This is a genomic window from Lentzea terrae (assembly GCF_003265345.1).
Classification (GTDB): Bacteria; Actinomycetota; Actinomycetes; order Mycobacteriales; family Pseudonocardiaceae; genus Lentzea; species Lentzea terrae.
Genome location: NZ_QFWW01000024.1, coordinates 196000 through 215480, shown reverse-complemented (window position 1 = coordinate 215480; position 19481 = coordinate 196000). Strand labels below are relative to the sequence as shown.

Below are 19481 nucleotides of genomic sequence, written 5' to 3'. Positions count from 1 at the left end.
GCGCGGAGTGGGTGACACTGCGAGACGTGCTGCCAGACCGTTTCCAGGCACTGCTGCCGCAACGCCTGGACATGCTCCGCCGAGCCACCGGGTTGCCCGTCGTGTTCGGCGGCGCCGTCACGCCCGGCCGCGACCTGTTGCTCACCAGCTTCTTCGGCACGCACGGCACCTCGTTGTACGGCCTGCGCATCGGTGCCGGACGCGGCCTCGGCGGCACGGCGATCGCGATGCGCACGCCGGTGCGGGTGAACGACTACGCCTCGACCCGTGCGATCACCCACGAGTTCGACCAGATGGTGGTCGTGAACGAACGCCTGACCTCGGTGTTCGCCTACCCGGTCACGGTCCGCGGCACCGTGCACGGCGTGCTCTACGGCGCGGTGCGCGGGCAGACGACCGTCGGTGACCGGGCGATCAGGATGGCCGGCGCCGTCGCGCAGGGCTTCGCGGGGGACTTGGAAATGCCGTCACTGCACACTCAAGCCGCTCTGCGCGAGCTCGCCGAGGTCACCCGGCTCGTCGGCGATCCGGCGTTGCGCGAGCGGTTGCGCCGGGTCCACCAGGATCTCGGCGGCGAAGCTCCCGTCACCGTCCCCAGCGGACTGACTCCGCGCGAACTCGATACGCTTCGCCTGGCCGCGGTCGGTGCGTCCAACCGGGAGATCGCCGCCGAGCTCGGGTTGGGCACCGAAACCGTCAAGGCCTACCTCCGGGGCGCGATGCGCAAGCTGGGGGTGCACAACAGAACCGCCGCGGTCCACGCGGCGAGGTCGACGGGAGCGCTCTGAGTGTCGTGGTTCGAGAAGGCCGTGATCGGCACCGACCGACTGTTGTACAAGCTGACCGGCGGCAAGCTGATGACCGTGTCGTTCAGCAAGCAGACCGGCCTCACTCTGATCACCGTGGGCGCCAAGTCCGGTGAGCGGCGCGAGAACCAGGTCCAGTACGTGGCCGACGGCTCCTCGATGCTGGTCGTCGGGTCGAACTGGGGCAAGCCGCACCACCCCGGCTGGACCGCGAACATCCTCAAGAACCCGGACATCCAGGTGAACGTCCGCGGCGACGTTCGGGACGTGCGCGGCACGCTGCTGGCCGGTGCCGAGCGCGAGGCCGCCTGGCGCAAGATGGTGGCGGCCTGGCCGGCGTTCGAGGACTACGTCAAGCGGTCAGGCGGCCGCGAGCTGCGGGTCTTTCGCCTCACGCCGCGCTGAGTCCCAGGCGAGCCAGACGCAGCCGACGATCATGAGCACGCCGTGCGCGATCCGGACGGCGGGCGGCGTGAAGAACTGCGGCAGGAACAACGCGAACCCGGCGGCGAACAGGATCGCCGCGGTGGTGCGGAGCTTGACCGCGACCATGATCGCCGCGGCGCCCATGGTGAGCAGTCCGACGGCGAAAGCCGTGACAGCGAACGGGTTGTAGCGCACGGACTCGGCCAGTTCGAGGACGTTCGGCTGCGCGGCGATCTCGTGCAGGCCGAAGTCCTCGGCGCCGTAGTACGGCAACGTCAGTCCCGCGCCGACCCAGAACGTGATCGCGGCCGTGCGGTGGATCTCCAGCAGCGCGATCGGCACGAGGATGAAGCCGATCATGGCGAACAGGTGCGACCAGACCCACGCCGGGGAGCCCATCGCGGCAGCGGCTCCTGCCGTTGTCGTCTCGTCCTCCCACGGTCTGGTCACGGGGTACAGCAGGAAGAGCAGGCCGGCGGCGGTGAGCGTCCACTTCATGATTGCCCCCTGAGATCGGTGAGGTACATCCGGACGAGCTGGTCGTAGGTGTCGTCGAGTCCTTCCGGCAGGCCGAACCCGCCGCCGGACTCGATCGACGCGAAGCCGTGCACGATCACCCGCAGCCGCCGCGTGGCGTGGATGGCCTCCGAGCCCTCCAGGCCGTAACTGCGCAGCGTCGCGAGCATGACCTCGATGAGCTTCAGGCCGGCCGCCTGCTGCAGTTCGTCGTGCAACGGGTCCATCGGCATGGCCGCGTAGCGCTTCGGGTGCTTTTTGACGTACGCGCGGTAGGCGTGCATCAGCGCTGTCACGGCCTCGTCGCCTGCCCGGCCCAGCACCGCCTCGGTGAACCAGGCGGTCATCTCCTCCAGCAACCGCACGCCGACGTGAGCGCGCAACTCGCCGAGGCTCGCGATGTGCTTGTACAGCGAAGGCGTGGCGACGCCGGTACGGGCGGCGACGGCAGCGAGCGTCAGTCCCTCGACGCCCTGCTCGTCGATCAGCTCCAGTGCGGCGTCCACGACCTTGGCGGTGGTGAGACGTGGTCGAACAGCCATAGCTCAAAAGCTAATGCCATTAGCTCTTCACGTCAAGGTGCCTGACCACGACGATGTGGCGTGCGAGGGCAGCTGCGGCCATGAGGGCGACGAGTCCGCACACGCCGCGCCAACTGAACTGGGCGTACGCGCGCACTCCCAACCACGACCCGACCGCGCCGCCGAGGTACGCGCACGTCATGTAGGCGGTGTTGAGCCGACCGCGGTGGGTGTCGCTCAACGCGTACATCCGGATCGAGTTCGCGACCATCCCGCACTGCATGGCCACGTCGAGCACGAGCGTGCCGATCACCAACGCGACCAGCCCGGCGGGGCCACCTGCGGACCCGCCCACCAGCACGGCCGCCGACGCGATCACCGCGAGCATGCACACCAGGTTGACCGGATCCGACCCGCGGCGGTCCACGATCCGCCCGGCCAACGGGGTCGCGAGCATCGTCGCGGCGTTGACCAGCGCCAGCAGCCCAACAGCTTGCGCGCCATAGCCGTACGTCGGTCCGGCGAGCAACAACGCGACACTCCCCCACACCGCGCTGAACGCCCCGAAGATCATGGCTTGGTACCAACAGGAACGCCGCAGCTCAGGCTCACTTCGCAGCAGCCGCAACGGTTCCAGCAACAGGTCCGGATAGGACTGCCGGGTGTGCGGCTCCGTGCGCGGCAAGGCCCGCCACAGCGCCACGGCCATCACGAACGCGAGCCCGGCCGCCGCCAGGTACGGCGCCCGCCAGTCCAGCCGCTCACCGAGCACCCCGCTGAACGTGCGGGCGAGCAGCATCCCGCCGATCGAGCCGGCCAGCATGGTCCCGCTGGCCGCGCCCCTGTTCTCCGGTGCCACCATCCCGGCGACCATCGGCCCGATGATCGGTGCGATCACCGTGGTCACGCCGACCGCGACCCCGGCGGCGAACAACGGCCCGAGCGACGGCGCGAACCCGGCCACGGCGAGCCCCAGTCCCGTGACGGTGAACAGGGTGGCGATCAGCGGCCGGTACGGCACCCGGTCCCCCAGCGGCACCAGCAGGAAGATCCCGCAGGCGTACCCGATCTGGGCGGCGGTGACCACGAGCGCCGCCCGGTCCACGGGGATCCGCAGGCCGTCCGCGACCAGCGGCGTGACCGCCTGCGGGAAGTAGACGTTGCCGACCGCCACACCGCACGCGACCGCCAGCAACCAGAGCATCCCCCGAGTCATGGTCTGAACCTCCAACGCAGCCCGTTGAGCCGCAACTCGATTTCTTCGGCGAGGAAAGCGCTGGTACCGCCGTAGATCACTTGAGAGCGCTCTCATCTGCCAACAACGTGAAAAGGTTTACACGTTGACCGAGAGTCACGGGGTGACAACACTTCCGAACCACTGGGCGCACAACTAAATCCCGGAAAGGTCGGTTCGATGCATCGACGCATCGGGACGGCCCTCGCTGCCGCCGCTCTGGTCGCCGCGGGGATCACCGTCGCCACCACCAGCCAAGCTCCCCCTGCCAACGCGGCGGTGACCTGGGCCGACGAGTTCAACGCCCCCGCCGGCACAGGTGTCGACGGGAGCAAGTGGCAAATGGAAGTCGGCAACAACAACGGCAACAACCGAGAGTCTCAGTGGTACCAGGCCGGCACCTCGAACGCGGTGCACGACGGCCAGGGCAACCTCGTGATCACCGCCAAGCGCGAGAACCCCGGCAACTACCAGTGCTGGTACGGCCGGTGCGAGTACACGTCCGCCCGCATCAACACCGCGGGCAAGTTCACCCAGACCTACGGCCGGTTCGAAGCGCGCATGAAGATGCCGCGCGGCAAGGGCATCTGGCCGGCCTTCTGGATGCTGGGTGCGGACATCAACACCGGCAACCCGTGGCCGGGCTCCGGCGAGATCGACGTCATGGAGTTCCTGGGACACCAGCAGAACACCGTGTACGGCACCATCCACGGCCCCGGCTACTCCGGCTCGGGCGGCCTGCTGCACCAGTACAACGGCCCGAACTTCGCCGACGGCTTCCACAACTTCGCCGTCGACTGGCGTCCCGGTGAGATCGTGTGGTCCGTCGACGGCCAGGTCTACGGCCGCAAGACGCCCGCCGACCTCGGCGGCCGCCAGTGGGTGTTCAACAAGCCGTTCTTCATCATCATCAACCTCGCGGTCGGTGGTGAGTGGCCGGGCTACCCGGACGGCAGCACGACGTTCCCGCAGCAGCTCGTGGTCGACTGGGTCCGCGTCTCGAACGACAGCCCGCCGCCCAGCGGTGGCACGGAGATCCGCGGCATCGGCGGCAAGTGCGTCGACGTGCCCTGGGCGAACACCGCCAACGGCACACCCATCCAGATCACCGGCTGCAACGGCAACGCAGCCCAGAAGTGGAGCCGTCCAGGCGACGGCACCATCCGCGCGCTGGGCAAGTGCCTCGACGTCAACGCCGGCGGTGTCGCGAACGGCACCGTGGTCCAACTGTGGGACTGCAACGGAACCGCTGCCCAGCAGTGGGCCGTCAGCGGCGCACAGGACATCGTGAACCCGCAAGCCAACAAGTGCCTGGACACCGTGGGAGGTTCCTCGGCCGACGGCACCAGACTCCACATCTGGGACTGCCTCGGCGTCGCCAGCCAGAAGTGGCAGGTGTGAGACTTCGCGCTGGACGTTCGAACCCTTGCGGCGGAAGGGTTCGAACGTCCAGCGCGTTCTTCACGCCAGCAGCCTCGCCACGGCCCAGTCCTGCACGGCCACGCCGACCGACTTGAACACGGTCCGGCCTTGCTTGAGCGGCGGATTCCCCAGCGCCGCACCGAGCTCGACGAGCGACTCCAGCCGGAGCACCCCTGACTGCACCGCCCGGATGATCTCCCCCGCCTCGCTCAACGCGGCCTCGACCTGGTCCACCACCACGACTTCGGCGCACTTGAGCAGCTCTTCCGGCAGCTCCCGCATCACCGGCCGGTACGACCCGATCGCGTTGACGTGCACCCGTTCCTTGAGCGCATCGCAGGAGAACAGCGGCACCGTCGACGCCGTCGCGCAACACACGACGTCCGCGTCTTGAACGGCTTCCTCCGCGTCGACCGAGATGTCCAGCACGGTGTCCGGCAGCTCGTCCTTCAGGCTCTCCAACAACGCCTCCGCACGACGCGCGTTGCGGTTGAACACCACGAGCTTCTTCAACGGCCGCACCGCGTGCACGGCCCGCACCTGGTCCGCGGCCTGCGCCCCGGCCCCGAGCAACGCGAGGTGCGACGCGTCCTCGTCGGCCAGCAGATCCGTCGCCACCCCGACCACCGCGCCGGTTCTGAGCGTGGTCAGCGGCACCGCGTCCGTGACGAACTGCCCGCCCGGATGCGAGTAGACGACCGTGCCGGTGATCACCGGGTCGCGCTCGACCTCGATGCTGATCACCTTGACCGCCGTGGACGCCGTCGGCAGGTGGTGCACCGTCATCACGAGCGACCGGCTCTCGCTGAACGCCTGCCGCGGCGGCAGCTCGAACTCCCCCGCCGCCAGCCCGGCGAACGCGGCGCGGACGGCTTCGATCGCTGCGGGCATGGTCATGGTTCGGATCATAACGAGCTGGCCGTGCCGGGTTCCCCGGTAACGTTGCCCGTCGACACTTCGGCCGGCCCCGATGCGCGACGAGAACAGGTGGCCGATCTGGGACCACGTCGAAAACGGCATGTACGACGCCGGGTTCACGAACGCCGAGTTGGCCCTGCGCTCGATGCCGACCGTAGGTGCGTTGACCGCCGCGGACCCGCACTACAGCCTCGTCTGGTACGACCACTGGAACCTGAACCCGAAGAGCACCGTCCGCCTGACGATCGCGGCCGCACTGCACCTGGACGAGTACCGCGCTGTGGCCGACAACTTCATCGATGCTCTTCAGGCACTCGTCCGGAAGGCCGCGCAACACCGGACATCGCCCTTCGAGGTCACCGAACCCGAGTTCACCTCAGCCGAGCTGAAAATGGTGAACATCCACTTCACCGACGAGTTCATCCGAGCGTTCCCACGGCTCGTGCGCTACGAGCCGTTCGGGCTGGCGCGCGCGACGTGGATGCCGCCGGGCAGCGAGGAGTGGTTCATGCCGCTCAAGCGGCGCGTCCTGCGGAAATACGCCGGCATCACCACGGTTGAGGAGTACGTGCGGAAGGTCGTGGAACTCGTCGGACTCTGCACCACCGCAGCTGCACCGGCGACGTCGCCCATCGGTGTCACCGGCTTGAACGAGCTGACGGGGCCGGTCAGCGGAACTGCCGTTCAGGTGAACTCGGTGCACGGCGACGTGATCATCCATCCGGTCGCATCCCCACCGAGCGACGATTCTCAGTGATCTCGCTTCACCGAAGTCAGGAACGCGGTCCACGCCCCGTCGCCCACCTCGACACATGTGGCCGGCGCCTTGCTGTCGCGGATACCGGTGCCCGTGGCGACCTCCACGCAATTGCCGGCGTTCCCGCTCCGGGAGCTCCTGCGCCACTCGGCCATCGGTCTCTCCTCATGTCAGCAGCCGCTTGATCAGCTCCTTCGATTGTTCCGCATCCAAGGCGATCTCCTCGAGCGCCTCCAGCACGCGCTCGTACGACTTCACCGCGTACGGCGCCTCGATGATCAGACTCGAGTTCTCGCTGTCCAGGAACACGACAGGCTCGTACTTGTCGAACGCCAACATGTCGAACGCCCCGGCAAGTCCCGCATGGGCGCCGACCCCGAACGGCACGATCCGGAGCTCGACGTACGACCGCGCGGCCATCTTCAGCAGGTGCTCCAGCTGCGCCCGCATCGCCTCGTCGCCACCGATCGGCGCCAGCAGCGCCGCCTCGTGGAGGTAGAAGAGACACTTCAAGCCCTTGCCCAGCACCACTTGCCGCGCGATGCGGACCTGCACGCGCTCCTCGACCTCGTCGTCGGGCACGTTCGCACACGACGCGATGACCGCCCGCGCGTACTCCGGCAACTGGACCAGCGCGTGCACGAGCGAGACCTGCCAGCTGATCAGCTTGTTCGCGGCGCGCTCGTGCTCGATCAACGTGCGGGGCCGGATCGGCGTGCACGCCCCGTGTTCCTGCCACCAGCCCTTGAGGTTGGCCTCGTTGAACAGCGCCAGCAGGTGGTCGCGTTCGGCCGGCGGCGTCCGGCAAGCCCCCAGCAACATCGCCACTTCGAGCTCGGTCGCCCCGCCCTTGCCGTTCACGAGGTCCGACAACTTCGCCTCCTGCCAGCCCACGAGCTCGGCGACAGCGCGCGAGGTCATGCCGGTGTTCGCGATGGCCGCACGCAGGCCGTCGCCGAACTCCCGCCCCCTTGCTGTGGAGAATCTTTTTGGCATGACGAGAACGGTAGACCCATTCCTGAGCATTCCAGAACGTTTGGTGACGACACAACCCGAAAGGGCGTTAGCTTGGAGGTCTTCCAAGTCGCACAATAATTCTGTGAGGTTCAGATGGGCACCCCACGGGGGACTCAGGCACGCCATCCCCGACGAGCTGGCCAGAGGGCAGCTCGTCGAGACGCTGTGCGGCGATCCCTTTGTGCCGCAAGAGTTCAGCCTGTGGCGAGACAAGATCTGCTGGCCGACGTGCTGGGAGTGCGACGGCGTCTGGCGAGAGAGCGAGGGGATCCTGCCATGGCCGCGGAAATCCTGACGGAGGACCTGCTCCGCATATCTCTTCAACGGCTCTCGCGTGAGGTGGTGAAAACTTATCCACAGTTCGGGGAGATGCTCGCACAAAATATGTTGCGCACGTGCGGCCTGATTCCCGACGTACAGCGCGCGGAGCACTATCGGGAGCTTGGGACGCTTCTCATCGACCTCGGCCGCCTGTACCTGGCCGAGGCCGACGTGCTGTCGACGGTCGAGATGCCGCCGACTTGAAGGACTAGGACATCACGACGGCGCGGCCGTTCGTGTCGAACTCGTGGGCGAGCACGGTCAGGGCCTGCCCACCGGCGGCCCACGCCGCCGTCCAGGTGAGGCACTCCGCCGCACCGTTGCCACCGCGCTCGACCAGGTCAACGCCGATCTCGTCGAGCCATTCCCACGACGTCCCGCCGACACCGGCCAGGAAGGCCTCGTCCCACGTGCGCACCAGCTCGCGGATCGTGCCTTCCGCACGCGCTCGTTCGTTGACCGACTTGATCCACGCCTGGCGCTCCTCCTCCGTGAGCACCTCGCCCGTCTCGGGCTCGCGGAAGCCCGGCAGGTCGTGCGCCAGGCCGCCCGAACCCACGTACAACACGCGACGATCAGCGAAGAACTCGCCGACGCGGCGTCCCAGTGACGCCGCGCGGCGGAAGGTCGCGTGCGGCGGCGAGGCGCAGTTGATGAAGACGGGCAGCACGGGCTTCGCGGAGATCGAACCCAGCAGGTCGCGGGCCGTGTGGCCGAACGCGTGGTCAAGCGCCACCGAGTAAGCCGTCGCGATGTCGAACTCCCCGGCCACCAGGTCCGCCACCAGCTCGCGGCCGAGTGAGGAAGGGACGTCGTAGGAACCGGACGGCCCGGCGACGTCGCCCTGAGCGGTGGCCGACAGCACCACCGCGAAGGTCGGCACGACGGAGCGGAACGCACGGCGGTGGTCCGTGCCGAAGAAGACCACGAGCTCCGGGTCGAAGGCCGAGACCGCGTCGCGTGCCACCTCGACCGCCGCGCGGACCGGGCCGAAAGGTGCGCTCGGCAACGTGATCAGGTGCGAGGCGCAGACCGTCAGGCTTTTCTTCACCGGACCAGTTTAGGTTCCGGCGCGTCACGAGGCGTGCACTTGCGGTGATCATCCCTGGCAACGGTATCTCCGAGTCCACGGCGGACCCCTGTGCAAGCAAGGAGGTCCGTTATGGACCAGAACACGGGCGTCGAGGCCATGCGCAGAGGGGCGGGAGTCCGATGAACAACACACCCGAATGGAAGCCGTCAACCAAGATCGTGGGCGGTGGCGTGGCCGGCGCGGTCACGACGATCGTGCTGTGGCTCGTCGACGAGCTCACGCCGCTGTCGCCGCCGGCGGTTGTCGCCGGCGCGATCAGCCTTCTCGTCACCACCGGTATCGCCTACCTCATCCCGAGCAGTCCGGCCGCCGATTGATCCGAAGCTCCACAGTGGACTGCAATCCAGTCCACTGTGGACGCAAAGGAAACCGCCTGCGAACCAGGGTTCGGGGTAACTCACCCGCGTGCTGTGGGAAGGGTCACCCCTGTCTGCACGTGGTCAGCGATAAGGCCAGGTCAGCTCGAGATCCAACGGCGAGACGAGCAGCGCCGACGTGCAGGGCGGCCTCCACGAGGTGCCGTGACGTGGTCTGAGTGAGTGCGATGTCGGGCGGTGGGGGAAGATACTCCCCATGACCACCGCCGACAACGGTTTCGCCGACCTGGGGCTGCGGCCCGACATCCTCAACGCGCTCACCACGCTGGGCTACGAGGAGCCGACGCCGATCCAGAGCGAAGCGATCCCGCCGCTGCTCGCGGGCAACGACCTGCTCGGGCAGGCCGCCACGGGCACGGGCAAGACGGCGGCGTTCGCGCTCCCGCTGCTCGAACGCATCGCCGACCGGATCGGCAAGGGCGAGAAGCCTCTCGCCCTCGTGCTCGCGCCGACCCGTGAACTGGCGGTGCAGGTGTGCGAGGCCGTGCACCGCTACGGCCGGCACATGGGCGCTCGGGTGCTGCCGATCTACGGCGGCCAGCCGATCGGCCGTCAGCTGCGCGAGCTGTCCCGCGGCGTCGACGTGGTGGTCGCGACCCCCGGCCGTGCGATCGACCACCTGCAGCGCGGCACGCTGCAGCTCAGCGAGCTGCAGATCGTCGTGCTCGACGAAGCCGACGAGATGCTCGACATGGGCTTCGCGGAGGACATCGACGCGATCCTCGCCGAGGCGCCGGCCGAGCGGCAGACCGTGCTGTTCTCGGCCACGATGCCGCCGCGCATCAACCGCATGGCCAAGAGCCACCTGCGCGAGCCGGTGCTGATCCAGATCGAGCGCGAGAAGACCGAGCCGGGCGAGGCCCCGCGCGTCCGCCAGACCGCATACCTGGTGCGCCGCGAACACAAGCCCGCCGCCCTCGGCCGCGTGCTGGACGTCGAGGCGCCGACCGCCGCCGTCGTCTTCTGCCGCACCCGTGACGAGGTCGACCAGCTCACCGAGACGCTGAACGGCCGCGGCTACCGCGCCGAGTCGTTGCACGGCGGCATCAGCCAGGAGCAGCGCGACCGAGTGATGGCCCGCCTGCGCGGCGGCACCGCCGACCTGCTGGTGGCCACCGACGTCGCGGCCCGCGGCCTCGACATCGAGCAGCTCACGCACGTCGTCAACTACAACGTGCCGTCCGCGCCGGAGGCCTACACCCACCGCATCGGCCGCGTCGGTCGCGCGGGCCGCGAGGGCGTCGCGATCACCCTGGTCGAGCCGCGCGAGAACTCGATGCTCAAGACGATCGAGCGCGTCACCAAGACCAAGATCCCGATGGAGAAGGTGCCGACGGTCGCCGACCTGCGCGCCCGGCAGCTGGAGCTGACCCGCTCGTCGCTGCAGGAGTCGCTGATGGAGGACGACCTCAGCCGGTTCCGCGTCGTCGTCGAGACGCTCGCCGACGAGTTCGACGTCATGGACATCGCGCTGGCCGCCGTGAAGCTCGCCCACGAGGCCTCCGGTGCCGCCGCGGACGAGGAGGAGATCCCGGAGGTCCGTCCGCGTGAGGACCGCCCGCGCCGCGACGGTGCCCCCGCGGGTCCGCGCCGCGAGCGCCGTGGCCCGTCCGAGGGCATGACGAGGCTGTTCCTGGGTGCGGGCCGTTCGTCCGGCATCCGCCCGCAGGACATCGTCGGCGCCATCACCGGCGAGACGAACCTGAAGGGCCGCGACATCGGCGCGATCGAGATCGCGGACCGGTTCTCGCTGGTCGAGGTTCCCGGCCCGGCCGCGAACGACGTGATCGACCAGCTGCGGGACGCCACCATCAAGGGCAAGCGCATCACGATCCGCCGCGAGCGCCAGCCCCGCTAGCCAGACGATGAACGGCGCTTTTGTTCACCTCAGGTGCACAAAAGCGCCGTTCATCGCTTCAGGAACGCGCAGGGCAGGCCCATCTCCCAGCCCTCCGTCACCGGCTCCTGGGCGATCCGGCCGACCGACTCGCCCCGCGCACAGCTCTCCCTGGCCTTGGCCACGCCCGGAGCCCACGCCGGCCCGTCGAGGCGGCCACCCAACGCCGTTCCGTGCACGCGCCCCGCGGGAGCCGTGGTGTGCAGGTAGATGCTCGCCAGCACCGACAACGTGACCAGGACCCTGGTCGTAAGCACGGTGCCGCGAGCCCACCGGGGCCGGCGCACGGTGTCGAGCCCCACCGCCAGTGCGGCGAAGAGGAACAGGCACGGCGCGATGCTGTACCGCTGCCCGAACATGACCGCCCAGACGTAGTGCACCTCCAGCCCGCCCATCCAGTTCGCGACGAGGCTCGCTCCCAGAACCAGCCCGTGCAGGGTGACGGCGCTGACCGCGACGAAGCGGTGCGCCGGGCTGCCCCAGACCAACGCGAACACGATCGGCACCAGGAACACCAGCACGGCCGCCAGCGCCGGCCAGAAGCCGAACCGCGGGAAGAACTTCGCGACCCCCTCCGACCCCGTGAGGGCCACCAGGGGACCGCGGAACGCCGCGGCCAGCACCAGCTGCAGCGGGTCGACCGCTTCCTTCGAGTAGGCCCTGCCCTCCGACAACAGCACGGCGCAGGCCTGCGCCGCCGACCCGAGGAAGAACCCGATGGTGATCATCCGGCCCGGCAGCACCAGCCGCAGCAACGCGATGGGCGCCAGGAAGACGACCATCGGCGTCGACGCGGCCGCCAGCGCGACGAACACCGCGCCCGCGACGTTCTGCCACCGCGCCGCCGGGCGCCACAGCAGCGCCCAGAACACGCCGTAGAGCAGGAACCAGTGCAGGTTCGCCATGTTGTTGATCGTCTCGGTGTTGCCCGCCGGCAGCACGATCACAACTGCGGCCAGTGCGAATCGCACTGGAAGTGACCGCAGGACGCCGCCCGACGCGGCGAAGACGATCAGCGCGACGACCGCGCGCAGGCAGGCCGCCGCGATCGCGAACCCGGCCGCGGCCCACTCCAGCGGCAGCAACGACACCAGCTCGGCGACCAACCGCGGCAGCGTGTGCAGGTAGCCCGCGTACGGGTCGAACACGGTCGCCGCGAACGGTTTCGTGATGCTCTCCAACAGGAAGAGCGCGCCGTCCTCGGCCCACACGTGGTCGAGGTGCGACCGGCCCGCCGGGATGAGCAGCAGGAAACCGACGGCGGCGACGAAGGCGGCCAGATACCCCAGCGCCGTGCGCTTCCCGGTGGCAGCGGGGGTCGCGGGGAGCAACCGCTCGACGAGCCGGGGAGCGTCTTCCGGTTCGACCGTGTCCCGGGACGCCACCAGCGCAGCCCTGCTCATCGCGTTACCTCGCACAGACGTGATTTCACCGAACGGTGTTGCGGGTTGACGGTCCCCGTTGACCATGGGAGCGCTCCAGCGAAGTGCGGCTCCCGAAGGTCGTTATCGTGTCATACCGCTCGCGCGCGCCTCGATCAGGAACCGGGTCGACGTGCAGGCGAACTCGCCGTGTTCCTGAATGTGCTGGTGCATGGCCAGAAGCCGGTCCCGGTACCCCTCCACGGTGAACCCCGGCACCGTCCACAGCACCTTGCGCAGGAAGTGCACGACCGCGCCGACGTCGAAGAACGCCACCCGCAGCGCCACTTCCTCCAGTTGCAGCACTTCCAGTCCGGCGGCTTCGGCCTCCGCACGGGCCCGCGCGGTGCTGCGGAAGTCGTTCACCGGCTGCGGCCCCATCATGAACTCCGTGAGCCCGCGGTTCGTGCCGTCACCGATCTGCTGGGAGAAGTAGGTGCCGCCGGGCTTGAGCACCCGCGCGATCTCCGCCCACGGCGTCACCACCGGGTGCCGGCTGATCACCAGGTCGAACGTCTCGTCGTGGAACGGCAGTGGCCCGTCGTCCGGCGCCTGGACCACCAACGGCAACCGTTGCGCGGCCACGAGTGCGTTCGGCGGCCAGGATTCCGTGGCGGCCAGCAGCAGCGGCCGCACCGGTGCGGAGGCGGTGACCTCGCCGCCACCGGTCTGCAGGTCGAGCGCCGAAGACACGGTCGCCAGCCGTGCCGCGATCTGCTCCGCGTAACCCCACGGCGGGCGTTCCTCCGTCGCACGGCCCTCGAACCAGGAGAAGTCCCAGCCCTCCAGCGGTACAGCGGCCCCCTCGGCCACCAGATCTTCGAAAGTCCCCATGAGCCGAACATATAGCGGCGGCACCTGCCCGGCCGCCGCGAGACGCCGCGTCCTTCTTCGTCTCGCGCAAAACCAGGCAGGTGCCGCAGGGAACTACAACGACCGAACGGCCGGAGGGTTACGCCCGAAGGCGGTAGGCCCGCAGGACCGTTTGGTCGACCTTGTTGCCGTCGGTGTCCTCAGCCACCACGCGTAGCGACACGTAACCCCCAGGCGCACCACCAGGGGGCACGATCGACTTCACCTGCACCCAGTTGGCACCGTCGTCAAACGACGCGTAGGCACGCAGTTCACGCAAGGTGGACGACGGACGCGACGCGGTGAACTTCGCCGGCATCGGCACACCGGCCTTCCAGCTGTTCCGCAGGTCCACCGGCAGCGTGTAGTCGACCTCCAACAACGGCAACCGGCCGTCAACGGCAGCGGAGAACTCCCACGCCGTTTGCACGCTGGTCGACAACGCCGACGTGTCGCGAGCCGCGTCCAGCGTCAGCTTGTACCGGCCGTCCCGTGCGGGCGCCAAAATCGACCCCTGCCGGGCATCGGAGTAGCCCACGACCTCGTCGTTCCGCCGCAGTTCCACCCAGCCGTAGCCGGTGTACGTCCAGTTCTCCACCCAGCCGGAGCCGCCGAACGGCGAGATCCGGACGTCGATCAGGTCGCCGGTCCGCGTCACACCACCGCCCTGCGACCACGTCACCTGCGTCGGACGGCCGAAGCGGGGTGACGAGACGGCGCGGAGGTTCGAGTGCTCGTAGCGCTTGCCCGCCGCGAAGGTCACCGGTGCGAGGTCGGCCCACGAGGTGACCGGCGGGTCGTCGCCCGCGCCGGAACTGCGGCCGTCGAAGCCCTCCTGGAACCACGTGCCCGGCGTGAAGTACTCGGTGCGCTGGGCTGGAGCCGTCAGTCGTTCGTCCAGCACGCCGACGTTGTGGTCGATCAGGCCGTCGACCATCCGGTAGTTCCTGGTCGTGACGAAGCCGTCCGCACCGGACGTGTGGTAGCGCGCCTTCACCTCGGCCAGCTCGGAACGCCGGATGTGCTTGGTACCGGACGGCAGCTTTCCCTTCTCCGCCAAGTACAACGTGTACGACACCGGCGAGCCCGCGATGGCGCGCAACGTCAGCCGGGCAGGTGTCGTGGCGACGTGGTGCTCCGCCACCGCGATCACCGGGATGACCGTCTGCTCGTCGTACCCGAACGGCACGGGACCGGCCCAGAGCACGGCAACGGCACCGGCCGCCTGCATCTCCCGCGCGACGGCGTACGGGTCCTCCCCCGCCGTGCGGACGAGAGCCAGCTTGCCGCGCACGTCGGCACCGCGTTCGGCCACGTCGAGCCGGTGCTCGCCCACCGGCAGGTACTTGCTGCCTTCGTAGTACCGCACCGGGAACCCGCCGACGACCGTGAGCAGCGGCTGCCCCGCCTTGAGGCCCGAGTCGTAAGTGAGCTCCGGCAGCGGCGACCCGAACGACAGGCTGTACAGCGGAACCCTGCCGTCGATGGTGCTGGCGACACCGCTGATCTTGCCCGGCTGGAACGGCACGGTCAGCTCGGCGTTGCGGTACCAGACCTCGGCGTCACCGACGTCGACCCTGATCTGCTTGCCCTGCCTGGCGTCCAGCGCGAGCGACACGTCGGCCCGCAGCGACACCCGGCCGGCCACCTCGGTCGCGGACACCGGCGTGAACCAGGCGTAGTTCGGCGTCAGCTCGTCGATCCGGCCGAGCACCGCGTAGTCCGCGACCGGCAGGCGGGCCGACCCGGTGCCGTCCGCGATGCTGAGCAGCGAGGCTTCCCGCGTGGACATGTTGACCACCACCAGGAACTCGCTCGGCACGGGCTTGCCGTCCCGGCCGGTCATCGACACCGTCAGGGTGTGGCGCTCCTCCTCCACGTACGCGCCGACCGCGGTCGTCACCGAGACACCGTCGGCGGAAGCAGTCAGGTGCCCGAAGAAGGTGCCGTTGCCCTTGCGCGGGTCCAGCACGACCTCCACCGGTGCGGTGCCGCCCGCCGGAACCGTGACGGACGCCGGCACCGAGAAGTCCGCGCCGAGGTTGTGCTTCAGCGACAGGGAAACCGGCTCCGCGCCGTCGTTGCGGTAGGTGACGGTCTTCGTGAACGTCTTGGTGTGCGGCCATTCCAGCAGCCCGAACGACAGGCTGCCGACGTCGGCGCGCACCTTCTGCGTGACGGCTCGGCCGGCGTCGAGCAGTCCGGTGCCGACGTTCGCGGACGTGTCGGCGATCGGCTTGACCGTCGCCATCAGGTGCGCCTTCAGCTCGGCGGCCGACCAGGACGGGTTGCGCTGGGCCAGAATGGCAGCGGCACCGGCGACGTGCGGCGCGGCCATCGAGGTACCGGTCAGCCGCGCGTGCAGGTCGTCGACGTAGTGGTCCCACAGCGTGCCCTCGGCGCGTGCGGCCACGATGTCCGTGCCCGGAGCGGCGATGTCCGGCTTGACCGCGAAGTCGTTCAGCCGCGGTCCGCGCGACGACCACTCGTTCACCGTGCCGGACTTCGTCAGGTTCGCCACCGCCAGCGCAGAGTCGGCCGACGCAGGTGCGCCGACCTTGCGGCGCTCGCCCGAGTTGCCCGCCGCCACCACGAACAGCGCACCGGTCTCTGCGGTCAGCTCGTTCACCTTGAGCGACAACGGGTCCGTGCCGTCGGACTGGTCACCGCCCAGCGACATGTTGATCACCTTGGCCCTGACCTCGCGGGCGGCCCACTCCATGCCGGCCAGAATCGCGCTGTCGAGGCACCACTCGGCCTCGCAGACCCGGCCGACCGCGAGCTTCGCGCCCTTGGCGACACCGGTGTACTGCGCGCCGCGGCCGGCGATGGTCGACGCGACGTGCGTGCCGTGGCCGATGTTGTCCTGGATGCCCGCCGGGGTGAAGTCCTTCGACGTGGCGACCACGTCCTTGAGCTCCGGGTGGTTCTGGTCGTAGCCGGTGTCGAGCACGGCGACCGTGACTCCGGTGCCGTCGAACCCGGCCTGCCACGCTTGCGGCGCACCCACCATCGGCACGCTCTGGTCCAGCAGCAGCCGCGACTTGCCGTCCAGCCACAACTTTCCGGCACCGCGGGCGTTGACCCGCTGCTTCCACCGCTGTGCGGCTTCCTTCTTCGGCACCGCCGCGGTGGCGCGGAAACCGCTGTCCAGCAACGGAATCCGGTCGATCTTGTCGTCGGTGTAGCCGAACTCGTTCAGCGCGGTGACGTCGAACAACCGCTTGTCGAGGCGATCCTGCCCAACCGCCTCGACCGCGTCCGCCGGCACCACGTACTGGTGGTCGTTCTGCACGTACTTCGCGAACTGCATGCCGGGCCGTCCCTCGACACCGGCGAGTTCGCCCCGCTCGTTGACGACGACCTTGTCACCGCTGATCAGCGTGATGGTCTTGGTCGCCGTCGGCTGAGCTCTCGGTGGAGCCGCGTGCGCCACCGGGCTGAGCAGCCCGGCGGCGAGCACGGCGACGGTCAAACAACTGGCAAGGCGCACGTGTCCTCCCCTGGATGTGAACCTCTCACCCAGGAGACTCCAAACCTCGTGTGCAGGTTGCGTCACGCACCGCGATAGGTGCCGAAGCTCCAGCGGTTGCCCTCGGGGTCGGCGACGGTGAAGCCGCGCGAGCCGTAGTCCTCGTCGCGCAGTCCGCGAATTTCGGTCGCCCCAAGCGCCATGCACTGCGCGTGGATCTCGTCGGGCCGGTCGGTCACCACGTAGATGGACCCCGCGCCGACGGCGGTCGCCTCGACCTCGCCGACCGAGCGCTCGGCGGATCCGAGCATCACGCCGCCGCCCTCCGGCCAGACCATCTCGCAGTGCACGACCTCGCCGTCAGCCTGACCGGGCACGACGAGATGTTCCTTGAAGCCGAACCCTTCCACGAGAAAGCGGATCGCGGCGGGGGCGTCCCGATAGGACAACGTGGGCCAACAGGTAGGTGCAGGTGTAGTCATGGCTACAACTCTGCGACTCCCCGGGGTTCGCTGCCTTGTACGAATGGAAGCTCGGCGTCCATCCACTCGGTCGGGGTGGCCCCGACCAGCGCCCGCCAGTCCCGGTTGAAGTGCGCCTGGTCGGTGTAGCCGCAGGCAGCGGCCACCTCGGTGAGCGTCGGCCTGGTCTCGCCGCGCAGCATCCGGTTGGCCCGCTCGAACCGCATCACGCGCGCCATGACCTTGGGCGTCAGCCCGTACTCCGCCGCGAACCGCGCGCTAAGGTGCTGCCGGCTCCACCCGACCTCGGCGGCGATCTCCCCCACCGGCCTGCCCTCGGCGAGCCGCTGCCACGCCCACGCCACCTCGACCTGCTGCTCGACCGGCCGCAGCAACCGCCCCAGCACGAGGTCCAGCTCGGCGAACCGGTCCGTCCACGTCGTCGCGGTCTGCAGCCGTTCGCGCAGCTCACCGGCGGGTGCGTCGAGCGTGTCCAGCCCGACCGTGGTCGCTGCCAGAACGCCTGCGGGCATGCCGAAGAGCGCCCGCATCCCCAACGGCGTGAGGTCGCACTGGACGCCGTGCTGGAAACCGTCGTGCGTGATGATCACGGCCTCGTCGTACAGGCCGCCGCACAACGTGGCGAACCGGCCGTCGGCGAGGTCGACGGTGCCGTCCATCGTCACGACCAGGGTGAGCGAGCGCGACGGCAGGCCGCGGTGAATGCCGGGCTCGGTGCGCATCCGATACCCGGAGTACCGCGTCACGAACGGCCGCAGCCTCGGGTGCGGCAGGCCGACGACGTGCTCGACGTCCATGCCACCGATGCTAGTGGTGTGGCCCGGAACGTTGCCGGGGGAATTCGCGGTCAGACGGGTGCATCGTGGTGCCGCCCCCGCGTCCTCGTACTGGTTGTACGGGGGCGCGGGGGCGGTGCCGCGAGGCGCCCTGCTGAGCGTGGATCACCTCGCCTACGTTCCGGGACGCGCCACTAGAACAACTCCCCCAGCACCAGCAGCCCGGCGCCGACCGGCACCAGATCAGCGCCGTACGAGGTGACGCTGACGTCCACGTCCGGCATCGCCGCCAGGTAGGCGTCCTGTGCCTCCAGCACCGACCGTCCACTCAGGACGATCTGGTCCAGGTCCAGCAGCTGCACCAGGTTCGTCACCGCCGCACCGAGGACCTTCGGCGCGTCCACCCCGGCAAGAGCGTGCACCGCCTCCACGCACCCGCGCCGCCCGCACACGCAGAGCGGTCCGTCGAGCTGGATCGTGGTGTGCCCGAACTCGCCCGCACCCGACCGGGCGCCGCGGTGCACCTCACCGCCCAGCAACAATCCCGCGCCCAGGCCCGTGCCCGCGTACACCACCGCCGCGTCCCGCATGGGCCGTTGCCACGCCTCGGCGAGCACGGCCGCGTTCGTGTCCTTGTCGACGACGACAGGCAGCCCGAGCCGTTCCTCGGCCAACGCCCGCAGCGGCACGCCCTTCCAGCCGGGCAGGCCGTTCGGGTCGACCACGCCGCTCGGGAAGTCCAGCGGCCCGGCGATCCCGATGCCCAGCCCGAGCACCCGCTCCCCCGGCTGCACGAGCGGGACCAGCGCGTCCAGCACGTCGTCCGGCGTGAACAGCGCGGGCAGCGGCACGACCGAGGACGACACCACCTCACCGGTCAGGTCGAGCAGCACCACTCTCAGCTCGTCACGGTCGACGTGCGCGCCGTATGCCCGCGCCCCGTCCGCGCGCAGTTGGAGTGACATCCGGGGCTTGCCGCGGCCGCCGGCTCGAACCGCACCGGTCTCCTCCAGCAGGCCCTCCTCGATGAGCCGCGCCACGATCTTCGAGACCGCCTGCGGGGTCAGCTGCACGGAGACGGAGATGTCCGCCCTGCTCAGAGCCCCTTTGCGAACCAGGCCGAGCACGGTCCGGTTGTTGTGCGAACGCAGCGAGGTGAGGTCCACGTGGCAA

At 69.3% G+C, this 19481-nt stretch carries 21 protein-coding genes; 8 read left to right on the top strand and 13 right to left on the bottom strand.

Annotated elements, in window-relative coordinates; all coding sequences use genetic code 11:
- Window positions 1–11 precede the first annotated feature (11 nt).
- The gene (locus DI276_RS30640) at window positions 12–788 is read left to right on the top strand and encodes a LuxR C-terminal-related transcriptional regulator (protein WP_198681002.1); all 777 of its coding nucleotides are present in this window, start codon (window positions 12–14) and stop codon (window positions 786–788) included.
- Complete coding sequence (locus DI276_RS30635; RefSeq protein WP_112269689.1) at window positions 789–1211, top strand: nitroreductase family deazaflavin-dependent oxidoreductase; 423 nt, start codon at window positions 789–791, stop codon at window positions 1209–1211.
- On the opposite strand, the gene DI276_RS30630 is transcribed toward DI276_RS30635, so the two are convergent.
- Genes DI276_RS30630 through DI276_RS30620 form a run of 3 tightly spaced genes read right to left on the bottom strand, consistent with a single transcriptional unit; the run spans window position 1167 to window position 3485 of the window.
- Entirely contained in the window at window positions 1167–1730 is a 564-nt protein-coding gene (locus tag DI276_RS30630; RefSeq protein ID WP_112269687.1) for a hypothetical protein, read from the bottom strand. The two genes, DI276_RS30635 and DI276_RS30630, sit on opposite strands and share 45 nt — an antisense overlap.
- Window positions 1727–2290 (bottom strand): TetR/AcrR family transcriptional regulator, encoded by a 564-nt coding sequence (locus tag DI276_RS30625; RefSeq protein WP_112269685.1) that lies wholly within the window; start codon window positions 2288–2290, stop codon window positions 1727–1729. The genes DI276_RS30630 and DI276_RS30625 overlap by 4 nt, the downstream gene beginning before the upstream one ends.
- A gap of 19 nt (window positions 2291–2309) precedes the next feature.
- Window positions 2310–3485: an MFS transporter gene (locus DI276_RS30620; RefSeq protein ID WP_232837031.1), complete on the bottom strand. Its 1176-nt coding sequence runs from the start codon at window positions 3483–3485 to the stop codon at window positions 2310–2312.
- 198 nt (window positions 3486–3683) lie between these two features.
- Between DI276_RS30620 and DI276_RS30615 the strand changes: the two genes are divergently transcribed.
- Window positions 3684–4904 (top strand): family 16 glycosylhydrolase, encoded by a 1221-nt coding sequence (locus tag DI276_RS30615; protein ID WP_112269681.1) that lies wholly within the window; start codon window positions 3684–3686, stop codon window positions 4902–4904.
- Window positions 4905–4964: 60 nt separating this feature from the next.
- Here the strand turns inward: DI276_RS30615 and DI276_RS30610 are convergent, their stop codons facing one another.
- Window positions 4965–5822 (bottom strand): ornithine cyclodeaminase family protein, encoded by an 858-nt coding sequence (locus DI276_RS30610; protein WP_232837030.1) that lies wholly within the window; start codon window positions 5820–5822, stop codon window positions 4965–4967.
- 73 nt (window positions 5823–5895) lie between these two features.
- Between DI276_RS30610 and DI276_RS30605 the strand changes: the two genes are divergently transcribed.
- Entirely contained in the window at window positions 5896–6600 is a 705-nt protein-coding gene (locus DI276_RS30605) for a hypothetical protein (RefSeq protein WP_112269677.1), read from the top strand.
- On the opposite strand, the gene DI276_RS30600 is transcribed toward DI276_RS30605, so the two are convergent.
- Both DI276_RS30600 and DI276_RS30595 read right to left on the bottom strand, forming a co-directional pair.
- Entirely contained in the window at window positions 6594–6755 is a 162-nt protein-coding gene (locus tag DI276_RS30600; RefSeq protein WP_112269676.1) for a DUF397 domain-containing protein, read from the bottom strand. The two genes, DI276_RS30605 and DI276_RS30600, sit on opposite strands and share 7 nt — an antisense overlap.
- 10 nt (window positions 6756–6765) lie before the next feature.
- A complete protein-coding gene (locus DI276_RS30595; protein WP_157985042.1) occupies window positions 6766–7596 on the bottom strand; it encodes a helix-turn-helix domain-containing protein in 831 nt (276 codons plus the stop codon).
- Between DI276_RS30595 and DI276_RS30590 the strand changes: the two genes are divergently transcribed.
- Both DI276_RS30590 and DI276_RS30585 read left to right on the top strand, forming a co-directional pair.
- Window positions 7520–7912: a zinc finger protein gene (locus tag DI276_RS30590; protein ID WP_332874718.1), complete on the top strand. Its 393-nt coding sequence runs from the start codon at window positions 7520–7522 to the stop codon at window positions 7910–7912. The two genes, DI276_RS30595 and DI276_RS30590, sit on opposite strands and share 77 nt — an antisense overlap.
- Window positions 7894–8142: a hypothetical protein gene (locus DI276_RS30585; RefSeq protein ID WP_112269672.1), complete on the top strand. Its 249-nt coding sequence runs from the start codon at window positions 7894–7896 to the stop codon at window positions 8140–8142. Before DI276_RS30590 ends, DI276_RS30585 begins: the two co-directional genes overlap by 19 nt.
- Window positions 8143–8146: 4 nt before the next feature.
- On the opposite strand, the gene DI276_RS30580 is transcribed toward DI276_RS30585, so the two are convergent.
- Window positions 8147–8989, bottom strand: coding sequence for a DODA-type extradiol aromatic ring-opening family dioxygenase (locus tag DI276_RS30580; RefSeq protein WP_112269670.1), 843 nt, complete (start codon window positions 8987–8989; stop codon window positions 8147–8149).
- A 161-nt stretch (window positions 8990–9150) separates the two neighbouring features.
- On the opposite strand from DI276_RS30580, the gene DI276_RS30575 reads away from it, so the two are divergent.
- Together DI276_RS30575 and DI276_RS30570 are read left to right on the top strand one after the other, a co-directional pair.
- Window positions 9151–9348, top strand: coding sequence for a hypothetical protein (locus tag DI276_RS30575; RefSeq protein ID WP_112269668.1), 198 nt, complete (start codon window positions 9151–9153; stop codon window positions 9346–9348).
- 256 nt (window positions 9349–9604) lie between these two features.
- Window positions 9605–11266, top strand: a complete 1662-nt coding sequence (locus DI276_RS30570; RefSeq protein ID WP_112269666.1) for a DEAD/DEAH box helicase — start codon at window positions 9605–9607, stop codon at window positions 11264–11266.
- A gap of 50 nt (window positions 11267–11316) precedes the next feature.
- Here the strand turns inward: DI276_RS30570 and DI276_RS30565 are convergent, their stop codons facing one another.
- The 6 genes from DI276_RS30565 to DI276_RS30540 form a co-directional block, all read right to left on the bottom strand.
- Window positions 11317–12708 carry a hypothetical protein gene (locus DI276_RS30565; protein WP_112269664.1) on the bottom strand — a complete coding sequence of 464 codons (1392 nt, stop codon included), beginning with the start codon at window positions 12706–12708 and terminating at the stop codon, window positions 11317–11319.
- 102 nt (window positions 12709–12810) lie between these two features.
- Entirely contained in the window at window positions 12811–13560 is a 750-nt protein-coding gene (locus tag DI276_RS30560) for a methyltransferase domain-containing protein (protein ID WP_112269662.1), read from the bottom strand.
- 118 nt (window positions 13561–13678) lie between these two features.
- Window positions 13679–17071 (bottom strand): S8 family serine peptidase, encoded by a 3393-nt coding sequence (locus DI276_RS30555; RefSeq protein WP_157985041.1) that lies wholly within the window; start codon window positions 17069–17071, stop codon window positions 13679–13681.
- Window positions 17072–17133: 62 nt separating this feature from the next.
- Complete coding sequence (locus DI276_RS30550) at window positions 17134–17532, bottom strand: VOC family protein (RefSeq protein WP_112269658.1); 399 nt, start codon at window positions 17530–17532, stop codon at window positions 17134–17136.
- A gap of 2 nt (window positions 17533–17534) precedes the next feature.
- Window positions 17535–18329, bottom strand: a complete 795-nt coding sequence (locus DI276_RS30545) for a helix-turn-helix domain-containing protein (RefSeq protein WP_112269656.1) — start codon at window positions 18327–18329, stop codon at window positions 17535–17537.
- A gap of 173 nt (window positions 18330–18502) precedes the next feature.
- Window positions 18503–19474 carry an ROK family transcriptional regulator gene (locus DI276_RS30540; protein ID WP_232837029.1) on the bottom strand — a complete coding sequence of 324 codons (972 nt, stop codon included), beginning with the start codon at window positions 19472–19474 and terminating at the stop codon, window positions 18503–18505.
- Window positions 19475–19481 lie beyond the last annotated feature (7 nt).